Raw genomic sequence first — 18175 nt, 5'->3', positions numbered from 1 at the left:
ATTATACCTCGTACTGAGCTTTCCATAATTTTGTGTAGTAACCATTTTTCGCAAGAAGTTCACCATGCTTTCCTTTTTCAAGTAAATTTCCTTTTTGAAATACGAGAATTTGGTCAGCTTTTTGAATTGTTTTTAAATGATGAGCCACTACAAGTACAGTTCTATTCTTTGCAAGTTCTGTAATAGCATCCTGTATCAAAGATTCATTTACAGGATCAACATTACTTGTCATTTCATCAAGAATTAAAATCGGTGCATCTTTTAGAAAAGCTCTTGCAATAGATATTCTTTGTCTTTGTCCACCTGATAAAATTCCTCCATTTTCGCCAATATCAGTTTCATAACCTTTTGGTAAACTCATAATGAAATCATGTATTCTTGCTTTCTTTGCAGCTTCAATGATTTCCTCTTTTGTAGCTCCTTTTTTACCTACTCTGATATTTTCTTCAATCGTGTTATCAAACAATTGAACATTCTGCATGACAATGCTAATACGGTCTAAAAGCTCATCATAAGGAATATCCCTTATATCAATTCCTCCGAGTGTAATTTTTCCTTTATGCACATCATAAAATCTTAGAAGTAAGTTGGTTATAGTGGTCTTTCCACTACCTGATTCTCCAACTAAGGCTGTCATTGTTTTTTCAGCAATAGAAAAGCTCAATTTTTCCATTTTAAATTCATCTTTTTCATAGGAAAATCCAATGTTATCAAAAGCTATATCATTATCTTTCGGAACAATTCCATTCACTTTATCCGGGATTACATCTGCATATAAAATTCTTGAAAGTCTTTCGTAACTATCTACCGCCGAAACATAGTTCATATAGTGTTGTTCCATAGAAGCGAACGGCTTATAAAACTCTTTTGAAATTACTGCAAAGATAATAAAATTAAGTACATCAAGACTTCCCTTTATAACAAGTATTGCTCCTGCAATTAAAAGAACTAAATATCCAATATCCAGTAAAAACCCAAATATAGATAGCTGTTTTGCCTTGAATCTTGAAGCTACTTTGCTTGTTTCTCCAAACTTTTTTGTCTTGTTCATAAGCTCATTATCCAAGCTTTTATTGTTTGAAAAACTCTTTAGTACAGGTATTCCTCTAACATATTCAACAAATAAGCTAACCATATCAAGAAGTGCTGAATTATTCTGATTCTCTATTCTTTCAGATTGCTTAATTGTCAGATATAGAAAGACAAGTGCAATCGGAACAGATACAGCCATTAGAATAGCAAGTTTGAAATCAATACTTGCAAGACCGATAAATACGACTGCACCTATCAAAAAATCGCCAAACATTCTCGACCACATGTGTCCTACAACAAGAGACATATTATCAACATCTTTGTGTAAAATTGTATTGATCTCTCCCAGTCTTTCATTGGTATAAAATCCCAAACTGAATTTTTTCAATTTAATAATCATGCGTTCTCTGATTTGCTGAACAATATCAAAACCTGCACTATGCTTTTTCATATCTGCAACCATATTACAAATGCCTTTGAATACTACAAGTAACCCAATTGCAATAAAACCTTTATATAAACTTGCTAAACTCGTCCCATCAAATATCTGAAACAGTATAGAAAATACGATAACAATCATGGCTATGGAGCTTAGTCCATAAAGGGCAAAGAATACACTTGATATAATCAAATCTCTCTTGCCGGTTTTTGTAAGCAGCTTTAACATTTCTCTAAACATTTTCTGTTACCACCTCTTTCAAATTCCATCTATCTACCTTGTTCTGTGCTTCAACCATATCCTTATAGAACTCACATCTTTTCATCAACTCTTCATGGCTTCCTGCATCAAGAACAACACCCTTATCCATAACTATAATTTGGTCTGAATCTCTAATTGTGTTTAGATGATGAGCAATTGTAATAATGGTTTTATCCTTGCTTAAATCGTCAATTGCTTCGCCGATTAGTCTTTCATTTTCACTATCAACAGCTGCCATTGCTTCATCTAATATTAAAATCGGTGCATTTTTCAGTATCATTCTTGCTATGGAGATTCTTTGTTTTTCTCCACCAGATAACTTAACTCCCATTTCACCTACTCGTGTTTCATATCCATTTGGCAATGCTGAAATAAAATCATGGCATCTTGCTTTTTTAGCAGCTTCTATGACTTCTTCTTTTGTTGCATTTAGTTTTCCAATTGCTATATTTTCAAAAATACTTAAATCAAAAAGGATAACTTCTTGTTGCACACTACCAATCAGCATTGAGATATTTTCTTGACTATATTCTTTTATATCTTTTCCATTTATCAGTATTTGTCCTTCATCTGCATCCCAAAATCCCATAAGCAAATTAGATACAGTACTTTTCCCACAACCACTTGCTCCTACAAAGGCGTTCAAACTATTTTTCTTAAAATTCAAATTGATATTTTTAAGCTCAAAGCTATCTTTTCCGTATGCAAAATTCACATCTTTAAATTCTATATTTCCAAATTCTAAACCTTGTTCTGTCTTTTTCTTTGGAAGCGGAACTGTTAAAACTTTTCCAATCGCCTTTAGTGCTTCCTTAAACACAATAGAAAAATGTTGCAATGTAGCCGTCTTACTTATAGATGCAGTAAAAGCAGACGATAAAATAATGGCAAGTATAAAATTAGGGGTTGTAATATTTCCATAGTAAAGAAATATACTTCCCAAAATCATGACAATAACTACTCCAATTTCCATAAATATGTCAATGAGTCCCATTGGAATTGTAATTGCTCCCATGCTCTTTTTAACCCAGTAAATATATTCTCTTGCCGTTTTTAATGTTCTTTCACTAATCTCCTCTTCTTTAGCAAAAGCCTTAATCACAGAAATATTTTTTACATATTCCATTAGCTCTTCTCTCATCTTATTTTCATGGTTAAAGTAAATAGCAAAGTTTTTATCCATTGTTTTCTGTGAAAGAACTTTTACCAAATACATGAGTGGAACTCCAGCAATCATTCCAAGAGCAAGACGCCAATCAACAAAAATCATAGCTACAAAAATAATGGTAGGCAGAAGTGTAACTGCCATTATTTCAGGAAGACCATGGGCAAGGTATACTTCCACTTGCTCTACATCATGTTGAACAATGTTGGTAAGCTCTCCTGTATTATGTTCTTTAAAGAATCCCAAACTTAGTTTTTTCAGATGACCGATAATATCTAACCTAAGTTCTGTTAATTTTTCGTATGCTTTCTCATGGGCAACCTTTGTTGCAAAATAATAAAACACTCCTTTTAATACAAACGATATAAAGATTCCCAAGAATATATACTTTAAATTACCTTCGTTAATATTGTTTGTGATTAAAGAACTAATCAAATATACAAGTAAGATTTGTGGTATCAAATCAAATACTATTTTTAAAGCAAGAAGTGAATTGGATAAACTATTTTTCCCAATCACTTTTTTCCTTAATTCTTTTTCCGGCATGAACAACTCTCCTTTCAAAATTGAATAATATTGAATTTCAATTCAGTATTAAGGTTTAAAGTAAGACTTTGCTGATTACGCAAAGTCTATTTTATCCGATCACTATATTTTTTTAAATTACTGTATCAGCAAATCAAAAATTATAGCACAATCTTTTTCCATTTTCTAATCTTAGTTCTAAACGTTCCAAAAGGGGCAACCGTATTAACATGAATAAACTTATAAACTTCCCATGTCGCTGTTTTAGTAGCTTCATCAGCCCATTTTCTCATATGCGGTTGAAATAATTCTTCTTCACTTAGTGTATCAATCATTGTATAGATAGATATAATATTTTCTTTCAATCGTTTCTTTAATTCTTCTATCGATAAATGAGCATAAGTATCGGTAAACCACTGATATAATTCTCCAAGTTGATTCCATTTAAACATATCCGACGGTGTCTTTACTTCAAAACCGTTTTTCTCATCTTTTTCCCATTTCAAAACTAATGTTGTCCATCCGAGTTGATAAGCAAGATTTTCTGCTGGTGTTCTGTCAACTTCAGGGACTCTCTTATCTTTGAGAGATTCAGGAATAATATCAAATTCAGAAATATACTTTTCAAAACTTTTATTTATCTCAGATTTCAGTTCTTCTTTATCTTTATATATCTTCAAAATATCTCCTCCAAAAATTTAAATTTATCGCATTTAAATATCAAATCAACTTACAATGATTCCACTCCCTTGTAATAACACTTTGCAATAAGTTTTAGCATATCTTTTGCCCACTTTTCACTTTGATAATGCCTTGCTATTTCAAGAAGTCCCTCTGTAAAGTTACTGGCTAAAATATGGGCAAGCATTGGATCATATTCCTGTTTCGATTGTCTTTTTAAACTTACTTCAATATGAACCTGCATTTGCGATATGAGTTTTTGTTTTGCTTCTGTATGCTTTGTACCTGAGCTTTTATCCATTAAAATAATTAACTTCTTACGATCTTTTAAAAGTTCATGAATATAATTTTCTCCAACTTCATCAAACCTTTCAGAAGCAGAACCTTTTTCCAAAGATTCTTCCTCATTAAAAGCTGACTCGAAGTTTATATAAACAGAACTTACTACTGCATCAAACAAAACTGCCTTATTTTTGAAATAGGTATAAATTAGTGCCACAGGAATATCTGCTTCTTTTGCAATTTCTGTTAATTTGGCACCTCTATAATCCTTTTTATAAAATACTTTTTCTGCTGCTTCGAGTATTCTATTTCTAACTTCTTCTTTTAATACTTGTGCCATAGCACACCTCTTTCTATTCCAATACTGAATATATATTTAATAATAAATCAAAATTCAATATTTGTCAAGATAGGTTTAAATATTTGTTTTTATATACTCACTCACCGGTATCCCCACTCTTTTCAAAACCTTTATTTTCTCCTGTTTCTTCTGTTCTCTCCTTGCCTTATATTTATCTTCATACTCTTTCTGTTTTCCGCTTGCTTTTCGTTTCAGGTAATTTTGATGTAGCTTGTCTTTTCTTTTCTTTATTTTTCTTTCTTCTTCCTCAAGTTTTTGTTTTTCTTCATCACTTAACTCCGCCTGTGGCAGTTCATAATTGCCTATGAAATTAAAGTAAATTTCTATCTTTTGCTTTGATGTCTGACTTCCTTTTCTATCTCTTTCATGTACGACAATCTTTTCTACAAACTCATTTATCATTGTGGTTGTAAGTTCATCAAAGTTTTCATAACGACTGATAAGAGATATAAATTTTTTAGCTCTGTCTGTTTCTTTTTCATATCTTGATACCTGCTGCTCCAAATCCTTAATTTCTTTACTTAAAGTTATCTGCTCCGTTTCATATTGGTTATTTAGTATTTCATATCTGCTATTTGGTATTTTGTTAAGGATCATATCTTCATAGATACGACACATCAGTCTTTCTAATTCCTGTAATCTTCCTTTGCTGTCAATAAGCCTTGTGCGTTTCTTTTCTATCTCTATTTTTTCCTTTTCTTCCATTTCATTTTGAATGGAACGGATAAAGGCTTCATTATCTTCATTAAGGTATTTTTTAATATCTTTTAGTGTTTCCCTAATAAGGTTTAAGACCGCTTCTGCTTTTATTCTGTGTGCTGATGGACAAAGTGTGCCACAAGGTGTTTTGGTATAGGCACTGCAAGTGTAATAGGGAATATTCTTATAATTGCTTGTTCTATGAACATACATCTTGCTCCCACAATCTGCACAATACATCAGTCCTGTGAGTGGGTGATATTCTCCCCAACCGTCAGGATACCTTTTTACATTTCCTCTTATCCTTTGCACATTATCAAAGGTTTCTTGGTCTATGATTGGCTCGTGTGTATTTTCAAAAATAAGCCAGTTATCCTCGGATACATATTTGCTTTTCTTGTCCTTGAAGTGCTTTCTTGTTTTGAAATTGACTGTATGCCCCAAGTATTCCTGTTTCTTTAAAATGCTTGCTATTGTTGAGCTGCACCAACGATAGGGATGTTCAAAGTTTTTGCTTTGATATAGTCCATAGCCTAATTTCTGTTGATGATAGGCGGGTATATCTACTTTTTCACTCTCCAATATCTTTGCTATTCGATACGGACCATTGCCTTGCATGGTCAGGTTAAATATTCGCCTTACTATCTCTGCTGCTTTTTCATCTACTATCCATTTGTTTTTATCTTTTTCATCTTTGATATAGCCATAAGGCGGTGTGCTTGCAGTATGTTTCCCACTTTCGCCTTTTGACCTGAAAGTCGATTGTATTTTTCTTGATGTATCTCTTGCATACCATTCATTCATGATATTTCTAAAGGGAGTAAAATCATCTTCTCTGTAAAAACTATCTACATTATCATTGATAGCGATTAGTCTTACGCCCTTTTGTCTTAGTATCTCCATACATTGACCGACTTTGAGATAATCTCTGCCAAGTCTGCTCATATCTTTTACAATGATACAACCAATATTTCCTTGATTGACTCCGTTCATCATTGCCATAAATCCCGGTCTGTCAAACTGCGTTCCGCTGATTCCGTCATCTGTAAAGTGAATGATGTTTGACAGGTTATTTTTGCTTGCGTATTCTTCCAGTATTTTTTTCTGATTGATGATGGAGTTACTTTCTCCTTGCAGTTCATCATCACGACTTAATCTCTCATAGAGTGCTGTTATCTTTTCAAAATTCCTCATTTTTACCCCCTTTCTCTTAATTTTTCAATAAAAAAGAATTAAGAAGTACATATTTCACTAAAATAGTGATTAAGTGTTCTCCTTAATTCTATTACTCCAGCAGCGAGTTTGTATTTTTTATATTGCTTAACTGCAAAGTGTGTAGGCTCTTTCTTTTCTAATGCTTCAAAGAGTCTGTCTATCGGATTCATGTAGGTTTCATCATCTTCTCTTACCTCTGAAGCATCTATCATATCCAGTAGTGTCGCAAAGTTCTTTTCTTCTCTTGGAGCTTCATAGAAGATATATCCAATAAGAGCTGTATAGTAGAGTTTTTCGGCTTTGACCCAAAAATCTTCACCTGCTTTTTCTCCCTCACCTTTAGTGTTTGCGATGATTGTCTGTACTAATTTGAGTATATCTTTTTCACTTCTAAGGTAGGCGAATGGATTATACTTCATACTCTTTTTGAAGTTGATGGTATTTAAAATTTTTATCTCATAACCGTTATCTTCAAGCATCTTACCACATTCAATGACTATCGTTCCCTTAGGATCTGTAACACAATATGAAGAGTGCATTTGCATTAGGTTCGGTTTTACATAAAATCTTGTCTTTCCTGAACCAGAACCACCTATAACAAGTACATTTTTGTTACGAGCATACTTTGGATTTGCAGGTCTGCCATTCATAGTTAATCGTTCTGTTTGAGTAAGCAAAATATTGTTTTGGAACTTTTCATCCACATACGGCTCTATATCTTTTCTCGTTCCCCATCGTGCTGATCCATACTCTTTCCCCTGTCTGAACTTTTTTGCATTTTTGCCTTTGGTATATACAATAAATTTTATTAAAGCTGCCACTCCCACGCCCATTAAAATATCCGTTGGATGAATACTCGGAATAAAGCTCATGGTATTAAGCTCTAATATTCCTTGAAAAATTTTGTCAATAATATCGCCACCCGTATATGCTCGTACATGATGAGAAAAGATATTACCAACATAGAAAAATGCAAGATAGGGAATATTCTGCTTTAGAAACTTTGCCTTATCCTGCACCTTAAATAAGCCTTTGATGTCTTTTAGTATCTTATCTATCATAGGCTCTGCTCCTTTTGTTTATTCTTGACTTTATCTTTAGAAACAGTGTTCTTTGCCATCTCCTTGAACTTCTCAATATTTTTGTGAATGGACTCTTTCCTTTCCGTTTTCTTTTCTGATTTCGAAAGAGCGTGTTTAAAGGCTTTATCCATCACTTTCATGTCTTTTGCCTGAAAGAATACGGAGTATTTTCCGCTTTCTTTATCTTTCATCACTGAAAACTTTACCCCATACCGATTCAGTTCCTTTTTAAGTTCTTTAAGCTCTGCTTCTTCTACCGGAATTTCTTCAAGCTGTCCCTTTTTAACCATATCTTTGAGCTTCACTTCATTTCCTTTGCTACTAACGAGCTTTTCCAGTCCTCCGAGTTTCTCAGCCTCTTTCATTAGTTTCTTGAGTAAAGTCAAAAGAAGTTTTGCTGTTACTTTTCCGGCTTTAACCTCCATATTCAGCGTTTTTCTTGCAATTTCTTCATTGATCAAGTTCTCTCACCTCCAGTCAGTAATCTTTCTTTATTCCTCTTTAATTTTTCTTCCTGAATAACTTTTCTGTAATCTTCTCCAAGTACCATCACAGGAATACACATCTCGATAATTCTTGAGTAAATTCTTTGGTATTCCACACTCTCCGTACAGTTTTCAATTTGGCTGTATGAAAGATTTGTGGTAAAGATTGTCGGCTTATGCTTTAAGTACCTGTTATTCACAATGTTATATACCTGCTCTTTGGCATAGCTTGTATCTCTTTCAATTCCTAAATCATCTAAGATGAGAACGGAAGTGTTTACAAGGGATTCGATATATGCGTTTTTATCAAGGTCAAATCCGCCTTTTTGCAGTTCGTTGATTATCTGTGAAAAGTTTCTAATCTTAACGCTTATCTGATACTGTTCAATCAGTGCATTGGCAATAGAGCAGGCAAGATAGGTCTTTCCGCTACCAACTGTTCCATAGAACAGAAGTCCGATATTTTCTTTTTTCATCAATTCATAGTCTTTTACAAAATTCTTTGCGATGATAAGGCTCTGATTTTCTTTTCCATGATAGTTTTCAAAGGTATATGCCCATTGAATCATGGATGTGAAGCAGATACTTTTTAATCTCTCGATTTCAAGCTGCTTTTGTCTTTCTTTTTCTTTTGCTTCTCTATCTCTATCGCATTTACAAGCTGTCTTAAATATCATCTGCTTTCCGAAAAATTCTAATGCTTTTCCATCTTTTCTTTCATGGCACACTTTACAGTAGGCGTGTCCGTCTTTGATGTATTCTTTTTCAGGATTGAAGCTGTATTCCACATCTTCTATCATCACTTTCTCTAATTCTTTAATCATAAATGTACTCCCTTGTTATATTCCTCCCATGTAGGGATATTGGTTTTTTTCTTACTTCCCTGATCTTTATAAAACCAAGAAAGAATTGTTGCTTTATGGTCTTTATATGTCTTTCCGGTACTTTGAAGATAGGTTGATAATCTCTCAATGTAGTTATCAAGCTCTCCTGCCATTTTTATTTGTAATTCACCAATGTCTTCGTCCTTTAAAAAGACATTTTGAAATGTTCCAAGTCCGTTTTCACCAAAACTATATTCTCTCTTACTATACTTACTCTTATTATTCTCTATATAGTTAGAGTCAACATTTTGAACTTCCTGAAGTTCATTTTCTTTACTTCTAAGGTTAAAATCTTTTACTTCTGAAGTTAAGTTTTTTGACTTCAAGAGGTCATCTTCTTTTACCGCTATTATGCTCATAAAGTCTTTTACATAAATGACATTCGGCTTACCAAGTCCAAGCCTTACTCTTTCAATCAGTCCTATTCCTTTTTTGCTGTCTAACTCGTCTAATGTTTTTATGGCAGTAGGCTTTGATATATTTCTTCTTCTCATAATTTCTTCAACAGTAAAATAGATAAATACTCTGCCTTCCTTGTCCACCCAGTTATTCTTAAATGACATTCCTGTGCGTTTCAAAAGCATGGAATAAAGGATAATTGCTTCAGCAGACAATCCCTTAAATTCTTCTCCGTCTACTAATATTTCAGGTACTTTTAGAAAGTTAAATCGCTCTGCTTCTCTGTTATAGAAATAGTCAAAGTCCATACAGGATCACCTCCCTCCTTAAAAATTTGCAAAGAAAAAGACGATAGTTTTTTCTTCTATCGCCTTTGGTAACCATTTTTATGAAATTTTTTAGATTGATTTTATTGCTTCATTGATACCTTGTAAAAAAACTATAACTGCTGCTCCAACCATCGGTATTCCGTATGGGCTTAATAAGAATCCAAGAATCAATGCTTCTATTCCGATGGTAACTTCTTTTTGCAGAAAAGATGCAATTGCTCCAAATATACAAAACATCATCAGCAAATATAGTATGGCTGTTCCGATACCAAGTAGAAATGTCAGAAATGCTGTGAGGATACTTAACACCAAGCTAATTGGGAATAAGATTATTTTTATTATCCATCTCATAATTTCTTATTCCTCACTTTCAAAAACATTCTTTGTATCTCCACACACCATATCAATGCAAACATTCACATCCATATAATTTTTTAAGACTTTTTTTCGTCCTCCCTCTCCGTCTTCTACAAATACATAATGCTTGTAAAACTGCTTAAAATGCAGGATTTTCACGATTTCACTCTTTGTATCAACGCTATGCACTCCACATGCACTGTCTGTGGAAATAAATCCACTGGTTGTACTTGTTCTAGTTTATATCCATTGTTACTGAGTATCTTTACATCACGTGCGAGTGTTGCTGGATCACAGGATACATAGACTAGTCGTTTTGGTGCGATGGTTACAATAGCGTCTATCGTATCTTTTGAACATCCTTTGCGTGGTGGGTCGATAATCATTGCATCTGCTTGTATCTTTGCGTCGATAATTTGTTTTGCGCCTTCAGATGCGTCTGCGTTAATAAACTTGATGTTTGTAACATTGTTATTTTCCGCATTGGTATTCGCATCGCGGATTGCGTCTGCGACAATCTCAATGCCATATACTTGCTTGGCTTGTTTTGCGGCGATGATACCCATCGTACCTGTACCACAATATAGGTCAATGAGAGTTTCATTACCTGTTAAGCCTGCAAGTTCAATTGCTTTAGAATAGAGTTCTTTTGTTGCGTATGGATTAATCTGATAGAACGATCTAGCACTGATTCTAAACGTACAACCAAGTAACTCTTCTTCAATGTAATGTCTTCCAGCTAGTAAAATTTCTTTGCCATCGAGGATGACATTATCCTCTCGTTTATTTACGATAGCGACAAGGCTCTTAATTTGTGGGTAGTTTACTAGGACGTCTTTGATTAAGATATCGCTATTGTGGAATGGATATTTTCTTACCACAAGTGCCACCATCACTTCGCCTGTGTTATGTGCATGCTTGATTAATACATGTCGCACATCTTTTCCACATGCAAGCATGTCAAATTGTTTACGGAAGTAATTTGTAAGTTCATTGGATAAGTCTGTTTGTACATGACACACATCATATTGCACAATACGATTGGAGTGTGGCGCATAGAAGCCCATTTCCACCTTGTTATCATTGCATTGTACTGGTATCTGTACCTTATTACGATAGTTCCAATATGGTTCTACCTTAATAATTAGTTGTACTTCCACATCCATGCCTGCAATCTTATGGAAACAGTCTTTTACTTTGTTTTCTTTCAATGTGTTTTGTTCGTTACTGTCCATATGTTGGAGTTGGCAACCTCCGCATTGTTTATATACAGAACAAATTGGTTCAACCCTATGAATTGATGGTTTTAGGATTTTAATAATACGACCGTAACCATAATTCTTCTTCATTTTCGTGATACCAATTTCTGCTTCTTCTCCATTTAAAAGTCCTGGCACAAAAATGACGATACCGTTTATACGGGTAACGCCTGCACCATCTTCTGAATAACCTGTCGCTGTTGCGATATATCTCTCGTTCTTTTCCATCATCTTTTACATTCTAAAAAAGGGATCTGTTGTATCCCTTATTGTTGTGTTTGTTCTGTCTGTTGTGTTTCTTGTGTTTGTGTTGATTCAGTATTTTCCGTATTTTCAGTATTCTCTGTGCTTTGCTGCTCTTTTTGAGCTTGTGCTTCAGCAGCCGCTGCTGCTTCTGCTGCTTTTCTCGCTGCTACTGCATCTCTTAAACTTTGAGCAACTTCCGCATTCTTAGGACTACTTACTAATTGATATTGTGGAGCACTCATTGCGGATGTCTTTGTAAAGATACCGTAAATGAAGTTATCCTTATCACGTCCATCTTTCATGTTAGAAGTATGAATTTCTAAGTCATACATCTTCATATCATTGCCTTGTGAGAAGTATACATTTGGATCTAAGATTGCGACTACTGCCTCATAAGCATGTCCTGTCACATCCTGAACCACTTCTGCTGTTGAGTCCTCTGCTACATCAACGTATACACGTAATGTACCAGTTGCTAGATGTACACTGTGACCTGTTACACCATCAAGCTTACCAACTGCTTCATCAACTTGTTTAAGTTGATCTTTGGTGATTGCAGGGTTTAAATCATTTTCATAACGACTACCCAATACTGGTGAGTGGGAATCCATATATGTTGATGCTAGCATCCAACCAAAGTAAATCGCTGGCGCAAGAATTAATATCAAGCATACTGTAAATACAATATGCACAAGTTTTAATCCGTGTTTTTTATTTTTCTGTGTCATATTACTCTCCATACTTATTGTATTCTTTTTCTGAGAAATACGCCAGTCTTAATCATGAACGAGTTTTTTTAGCTCTTCTTCTAAGATTTGAGATACCATTCCTGGGTTTGCCTGTCCCTTAGATTTCTTCATGACTTGTCCAACTAAGAAACCTACTGCACGACCCTTACCATTCTTGTAATCTTCGATTGCCTGTGCGTTTGCGTCAAGTACCTCATTTACCATCGTAGTTAGCGCTGAACTATCGGAGACTTGTTTCAAGCCCTTTTCTTCAGCAGCTACTTCTGGATCTTTTCCTAGCATCAAGTCATCGCATAATTGTTTTGCCTGTGATGAAGATACTTTACCTTCATCCACTAGCGCAATCATCTTGGCAAGCATTTCTGGTTTTAATTCACATTTATCAATGCTTGTTTCATGTTTGTTAAGCCATGCGCTTACTTCACCTAATAGCCAGTTGCAGGTAGCTTTCGCATTTGTTGTATACTTCATAACTTCTTCAAAGAACTTAGACATTTCCATATCAGCGATTAAAATACGAATGTCATGTTCACTTAATGCATACTGTTTTGCATAACGTTCTTTTCTCGCTTCTGGAAGCTCTGGCATATGTTCTTGAATATCTTGAATCCAAGAAGGATCTAGTTGTATTGGGAAAATATTTGGCTCAGGGAAGAACTTATAATCCACAGAACCTTCCTTACGACGCATCATGACAGTAGTATTTGTCTTTTCGTCGTAACGACGTGTTTCCTGATGAATCACTTCGCCTGCTTCTAATAGTTCCTTTTGACGTTGAATTTCATACTCTACAGCTTTACCGACGTGGGAGATAGAGTTTAAGTTCTTAATTTCGTTTTTAACACCTAACTTATCAGAACCCTTTGGTGCGATGGATACGTTAACGTCACAACGCATGGATCCTTCTTCCATCTTACAGTCGGATACACCAATATAGAATAGTGTCTGACGAAGTGCTTCAACGTAAGCCTCTGCTTCTTCTCCTGTCTTCATATCTGGACAGGATACAATTTCGATAAGTGGAGTTCCAGCACGGTTAAAGTCTAATAAAGAGAACTTTGTTAAGTGGAACTGCTTGGCTGTATCTTCTTCCATGTGGATACGCTCGATACGTATCTTCTTCCTTCCAGCACTTGTATTAATTTCAATATATCCATTTCTTCCGATTGGATGGAATTGTTGCGTAATCTGGAATCCCTTTGGTAAGTCTGAATAGTAGTAGTTTTTACGATCAAACTTTACAAGTGGATCAATTTCTAAGTGTAGTGCTGTACATGCTTGAATGGCTTTCTTGACTGCTTCTACATTCACTGATGGAAGTGTTCCTGGATGTCCTAAGTCTATCTCATTGACACAGGTATTTGCTTTGCGACCAAAGGAAGTCGGCGCACCAGAGAACATCTTTGTGTTTGTCTTTAACTGACAGTGAATTTCAATACCTATGGTTGCTTCGTATTCCATTATTTCACCTCCGCCTGCAAATCCCTTAAACCTGTGATATCTTCAATTGCCTTTGCAATTGTAAACATTGTGCTCTCATGCCATGCTGGACATGTTAGGTTTACTCCAATTGGACAACCCTCTTCAAATCCCATTGGGACTGTTATTGATGGATCACCTGAGAAATTTGCCATTGCCATGTAGTTTTCTGCTACCAAGTAGTCAGTCGATAGCTTATCATCATTATTGATTGCATCGATGAATGGCGCGATTGTTCCACTGGCTGGAGCGAGAATGCAATCATATTCCTTAAAGCATTCCTTCATTGCATTCACGATCAAGCGTCTTACCTTCTGTGCCTTACGGAAGATACGCTCTTGATTGGCTTCAAATAAGCCATATGATCCAATAACAAATCTTCTGCGAATCAAAGGTCCAAAGCCCTTTGTACGTGAGTTTGTCATGATTTCCTGCATATCTGCACCATCTTCGCGCACACCGAAACGAATACCGTCTAGGTTAGAGTGATTAGATGTTGCTTCACAGTTTGCGATAGTGTAATACGTTGGTAAGATTGCACGCATCAGCTTGTCATCAAAGTGATAGGTATCTACCACAGCACCTGCTGCCTTGAGCTTTTCTACAAGTTCATTAAACATCTTCACAATTTCCGGATTGGATACGCTATCGATGACATTACCAAGTATCGCAATCTTCTTGCCCTGGATACTATCATTTAGTGCTTCTGTGTAATGTTCAACGGGACGACTTGAAGATGTAACATCTAAATCATCACGTCCTGCTAAGACTTCTAATGTAATGCATGCGTCTTCGACGGATCTTGTAAAGTACCCTACATGGTCTAAAGAAGACGCGTAAGGAATAATACCGTAACGGCTGATTCTTCCGTATGTTGGTTTTACACCAACAACACCGCAATAGGATGCAGGCTTTCTAACAGAGTCACCTGTATCCGAACCGATTGCCATTGGTACAACACCTGCTGCCACAAGTGCTGCTGAACCACCAGAGGATCCACCTGTCATACGACGTGTATCCCATGGGTTATATGCTGGACCTGTAAAGCATGTTAAGTTTGTACCACCCATCGCCAGTTCATCCATGGATGCCTTCGCAATACATACTGCACCTGCTTCACGTAATTTCTTTGTGATTGTCGCATCATAGATTGGAAAGTAGTTAGAGAGAATACGCGAACCAGAAGTTGTACGAATTCCTTTTGTACTAACGTTATCTTTGATAGCGATTGGAACACCATGCAGTAAACCACCTTCTGGTAATTGGCTTAATTGTTCCTTTGGATCAACAAATGTGATAACTGCGTTTAGTTTATCCTGCAATTCCTGTGCTTTCGCATAAGCTTCTTCACAACGAGCAGTGCTATCTGCTGGATGATTTACCATATCTTTAATCATTACTTCACCACCTTTGGTAGAACAAAATGTCCTTCCAATTTCTTCGTTACATTTCTCATCGCATCATCTTGAGAGATCACATGATCTGGCTCATCATGACGGATGTATGTTGTTGGTTCTTCAAACGGATAAATCATTTCTTCTACACCGTCCGTATTAATTTCTTCCATCAGCGCAAACTGTTGTTCAAGCGTTCCAAACTCACTTACGAGTTCATCTGCCTCTTCGTTTGATAGATTAAACATCAGTTGATTTGCTAGCTTTTGGAAGTATTCTCTGTTTTTGTTTTCTACCATGATTTATACCTCATTTCTCGCTGATATATTTTAGCCTTAAATAGCGATTTTATCAATGTTATCACCTTTTCAACCATTGACATAAATGCATTCTTCAAAATATTCTGTATCTTTGTCCTTACACGTAAAAGTTTTTACGCTATAGGACCATTAGTAATGTTCCTATAGCGATAAAGATACAGCCAATTAGTGACTTTAAAGTGAACTGTTCATGCAAAAAGATAAATGCTAATACCAATGTGATGACAACGCTTAGTTTATCAATTGGCACAACCTTTGAGGCTTGCCCTAGCTGTAATGCATGATAGTAACATAACCATGATATTCCTGTAGCTAAGCCTGACAAAATCAAAAATATCCAACTCTTTTTACTGATTTCGCCAATTCCAGAACTACTATTTGTTAGAAATACCATACCCCATGCCATTAGTACTACGACCATTGTTCGTATCGCTGTCGCAAGGTTTGAATTTACATTTTCAATTCCAACTTTCGCTAGAATTGAGGTTAGTGCCGCAAATACGGCTGATAATAGTGCAAATATAAACCACATTGTTACACACTTTCTTTTTCTATGATTCTTTCATAAATTGTGCAATAAACTCTTCTTCTGAAAGAATTGGAATGTTGAGTTGTTTTGCTTTTATGTTTTTGGAGGATGACGAAGTCACATCGTTATTAATTAGATAATTGGTTGATTTGGATACAGAACCTGTTACCTTACCACCCTGTGATTCAATATAAGCCTTTAGTTCATTACGATTTGCGTAATGATGTACATCTCCTGTCACAACGAAGGTTAAGCCTTCACAAAGATTACCACTTGCGACTGTATTTGTACGTTGTATGGTAATTTCATCTAGCAGATCTTCAAGTTGAGAGATATTTTCTGGATCCTTACACCAGCTGACGAAGGCATTGGACTTTTCTGGCCCAATTCCATCGATGGAACTAAATACTTCCGTTATCTCTGTGTTTCTTGCGATACTAACTAACTCTCTAAATGGATAGACAGAGAGTAATCGCTTTGCGACATCCTTACCAATCAAAGGAATATTAAGGGCATAGACAAGTTTAGCTTCATCTATTTCTCTTGCTCGATCAATTGATTCCATGATATTCGCTGCAGATTTTTCACCAAACCCTTCTAGGTCAGTGATTTCTTCGTGGTGTTTGGATAAGCGGAAGATATCACCATATTTTGTAATCCATCCTTCATTGATGAATCTTGCAAGTGTTTGCTCTGAGATACCATCAATATCCATACCTGCATTTGAAACAAAGCGATTAAATTTCTTTAGCTTTTTCGCAGGACAGCTTGGATTGGTACATTTGAGTGTTTCTGTGCCACGCTCACTCATATCCACGATTGTCTTACTATGACATACTGGACAGGTTTCTGGGATATGGAAGCTTCCCTCTGCATGTTTAACACTAATGACCTTTGGAATGATTTTATTTGCCTTAATCACTTCAAGTTCACTTCCTACATCACCAATGCCTAAACGTTTACACTCACTGATATTACATAGGGATGCACGTTTTACGGTCGTACCTTCAATTTCGACTGGCTCAAATACTGCTACTGGTGTAATGGTAGATGCTGCACAAGACCACTCGATATATTCAAGCTTGGATAGTACGGATTCATCTTGCCACTTAAACGCAAAGCCTGCTCTAGTCGCATGGTGTCCTGTTACAGAGCCACCTGATGCATACTCAGTATCATCATAAACAACAACCAAACCATCCACTGGATATGGATTGATTGCGTCAGTGACCTTCTTTGTCCATTGTTCGATTTCTTTGTTGATATTTGCAAGAGTTGGATATTCAACACATTCACGTTCTACAACTTGGAAGCCTAATTTCTCCATGTAGTCCATACGCTTCCCCCAAGAAGTGATATCTTCTTCTGTATATACAAGCGTAAATGGAATCCAATGAATCTGACGCTTCTTCACTTCTTCAATATCTTTTAGGGTTAATGAACCTGACGCAAGATTTCTTGGATTTGCGTAATCTTCACCAGACTCCATCACAAATTGATTAAAGTCTTCGTATGAAATTACCGCTTCCCCACGAATCACAAGATGTCCCTTTGCAGAGATTGTCTGTGGAATTCCATGGATTGCCGAGGACAAATGGGTAATGTTTGTACCAATATGTCCATCTCCACGGGTAACAACTTTACTTAACTTTCCATTATCATATGTCACGACAAGCGTTAAGCCATCTAGCTTCCAGGAAATCCAGATTGGTTTTCCTTCCGCCCACTTTTCGACTTCTTCTGGCTTCTTTGTTTTCGCAAGTGATAAAGCCAAGAACTCATGGGCTTCTTTTTGGCCTGCGGTATGATCGCTAGAGACTTTCATTGTTGGAGAGTCTTCTAAAACAACACCTGTTTCTTCTTCCATTTTTTTCAGACGATCAAATAAGGCATCCCATTCATAGTCAGTCATCTGTTCTGCCTTACCGTCATAATAGGCATCAGCAGCTTGATTTAACTGTGCGACCATCTGTCGCATAAGTTCTAATTTATCTTCGCTCATG

Annotated in this window: 15 protein-coding genes and 1 pseudogene; all 16 read right to left on the bottom strand. The window is 35.9% G+C overall.

The annotated features are described in order from the left end of the window. Nucleotide 1 precedes the first annotated feature (1 nt). The gene (locus RGT18_RS03190) at nt 2-1711 is read right to left on the bottom strand and encodes an ABC transporter ATP-binding protein (RefSeq protein ID WP_004837644.1); all 1710 of its coding nucleotides are present in this window, start codon (nt 1709-1711) and stop codon (nt 2-4) included. Further along, on the bottom strand, nt 1704-3443 hold the full coding sequence (locus tag RGT18_RS03185; RefSeq protein WP_001114256.1) for an ABC transporter ATP-binding protein: 1740 nt from the start codon (nt 3441-3443) through the stop codon (nt 1704-1706). The genes RGT18_RS03190 and RGT18_RS03185 overlap by 8 nt, the downstream gene beginning before the upstream one ends. Before the next feature lie 140 nt (nt 3444-3583). Further along, the gene (locus tag RGT18_RS03180; RefSeq protein WP_000708365.1) at nt 3584-4102 is read right to left on the bottom strand and encodes a ClbS/DfsB family four-helix bundle protein; all 519 of its coding nucleotides are present in this window, start codon (nt 4100-4102) and stop codon (nt 3584-3586) included. Between the two features lie 50 nt (nt 4103-4152). Further along, a complete protein-coding gene (locus RGT18_RS03175) occupies nt 4153-4725 on the bottom strand; it encodes a TetR/AcrR family transcriptional regulator (protein ID WP_000079884.1) in 573 nt (190 codons plus the stop codon). Nucleotides 4726-4800: 75 nt separating this feature from the next. Further along, nucleotides 4801-7721: pseudogene (locus RGT18_RS13155) on the bottom strand (DUF4368 domain-containing protein). Then, entirely contained in the window at nt 7718-8203 is a 486-nt protein-coding gene (locus tag RGT18_RS03160; RefSeq protein WP_050198511.1) for a PcfB family protein, read from the bottom strand. Before RGT18_RS03160 ends, RGT18_RS13155 begins: the two are co-directional and overlap by 4 nt. Beyond that, the gene (locus RGT18_RS03155) at nt 8200-9051 is read right to left on the bottom strand and encodes an ATP-binding protein (protein WP_050198512.1); all 852 of its coding nucleotides are present in this window, start codon (nt 9049-9051) and stop codon (nt 8200-8202) included. Before RGT18_RS03155 ends, RGT18_RS03160 begins: the two co-directional genes overlap by 4 nt. Continuing rightward, nucleotides 9048-9818, bottom strand: a complete 771-nt coding sequence (locus RGT18_RS03150; protein WP_007896428.1) for a replication initiator protein A — start codon at nt 9816-9818, stop codon at nt 9048-9050. Before RGT18_RS03150 ends, RGT18_RS03155 begins: the two co-directional genes overlap by 4 nt. 90 nt (nt 9819-9908) lie before the next feature. Next, a complete protein-coding gene (locus RGT18_RS03145) occupies nt 9909-10190 on the bottom strand; it encodes a CD1845 family protein (protein WP_028077709.1) in 282 nt (93 codons plus the stop codon). 161 nt (nt 10191-10351) lie between these two features. Continuing rightward, a complete protein-coding gene (gene rlmD / locus RGT18_RS03140; RefSeq protein WP_028077708.1) occupies nt 10352-11686 on the bottom strand; it encodes a 23S rRNA (uracil(1939)-C(5))-methyltransferase RlmD in 1335 nt (444 codons plus the stop codon). Between the two features lie 35 nt (nt 11687-11721). Next, on the bottom strand, nt 11722-12429 hold the full coding sequence (locus RGT18_RS03135) for a hypothetical protein (RefSeq protein ID WP_051240912.1): 708 nt from the start codon (nt 12427-12429) through the stop codon (nt 11722-11724). Between the two features lie 48 nt (nt 12430-12477). Further along, the gene (gene gatB / locus RGT18_RS03130; protein WP_028077707.1) at nt 12478-13911 is read right to left on the bottom strand and encodes an Asp-tRNA(Asn)/Glu-tRNA(Gln) amidotransferase subunit GatB; all 1434 of its coding nucleotides are present in this window, start codon (nt 13909-13911) and stop codon (nt 12478-12480) included. Beyond that, the gene (locus tag RGT18_RS03125; RefSeq protein WP_081659488.1) at nt 13911-15326 is read right to left on the bottom strand and encodes an amidase family protein; all 1416 of its coding nucleotides are present in this window, start codon (nt 15324-15326) and stop codon (nt 13911-13913) included. The genes gatB and RGT18_RS03125 overlap by 1 nt, the downstream gene beginning before the upstream one ends. Then, the gene (gene gatC / locus RGT18_RS03120) at nt 15326-15622 is read right to left on the bottom strand and encodes an Asp-tRNA(Asn)/Glu-tRNA(Gln) amidotransferase subunit GatC (protein WP_028077705.1); all 297 of its coding nucleotides are present in this window, start codon (nt 15620-15622) and stop codon (nt 15326-15328) included. The genes RGT18_RS03125 and gatC overlap by 1 nt, the downstream gene beginning before the upstream one ends. 139 nt (nt 15623-15761) lie before the next feature. Next, entirely contained in the window at nt 15762-16175 is a 414-nt protein-coding gene (locus tag RGT18_RS03115) for an EamA family transporter (RefSeq protein ID WP_028077704.1), read from the bottom strand. Between the two features lie 19 nt (nt 16176-16194). Beyond that, a complete protein-coding gene (gene ligA, locus RGT18_RS03110) occupies nt 16195-18174 on the bottom strand; it encodes an NAD-dependent DNA ligase LigA (RefSeq protein ID WP_028077703.1) in 1980 nt (659 codons plus the stop codon). Between the last annotated feature and the right edge of the window lies 1 nt (nt 18175).

The organism is Solobacterium moorei (assembly GCF_036323475.1).
Taxonomy (GTDB): domain Bacteria; phylum Bacillota_I; class Bacilli_A; order Erysipelotrichales; family Erysipelotrichaceae; genus Bulleidia; species Bulleidia moorei.
The sequence above is the reverse complement of the archived record's forward strand: the minus strand, read 5'-3'. Positions and strand labels throughout refer to the sequence as shown.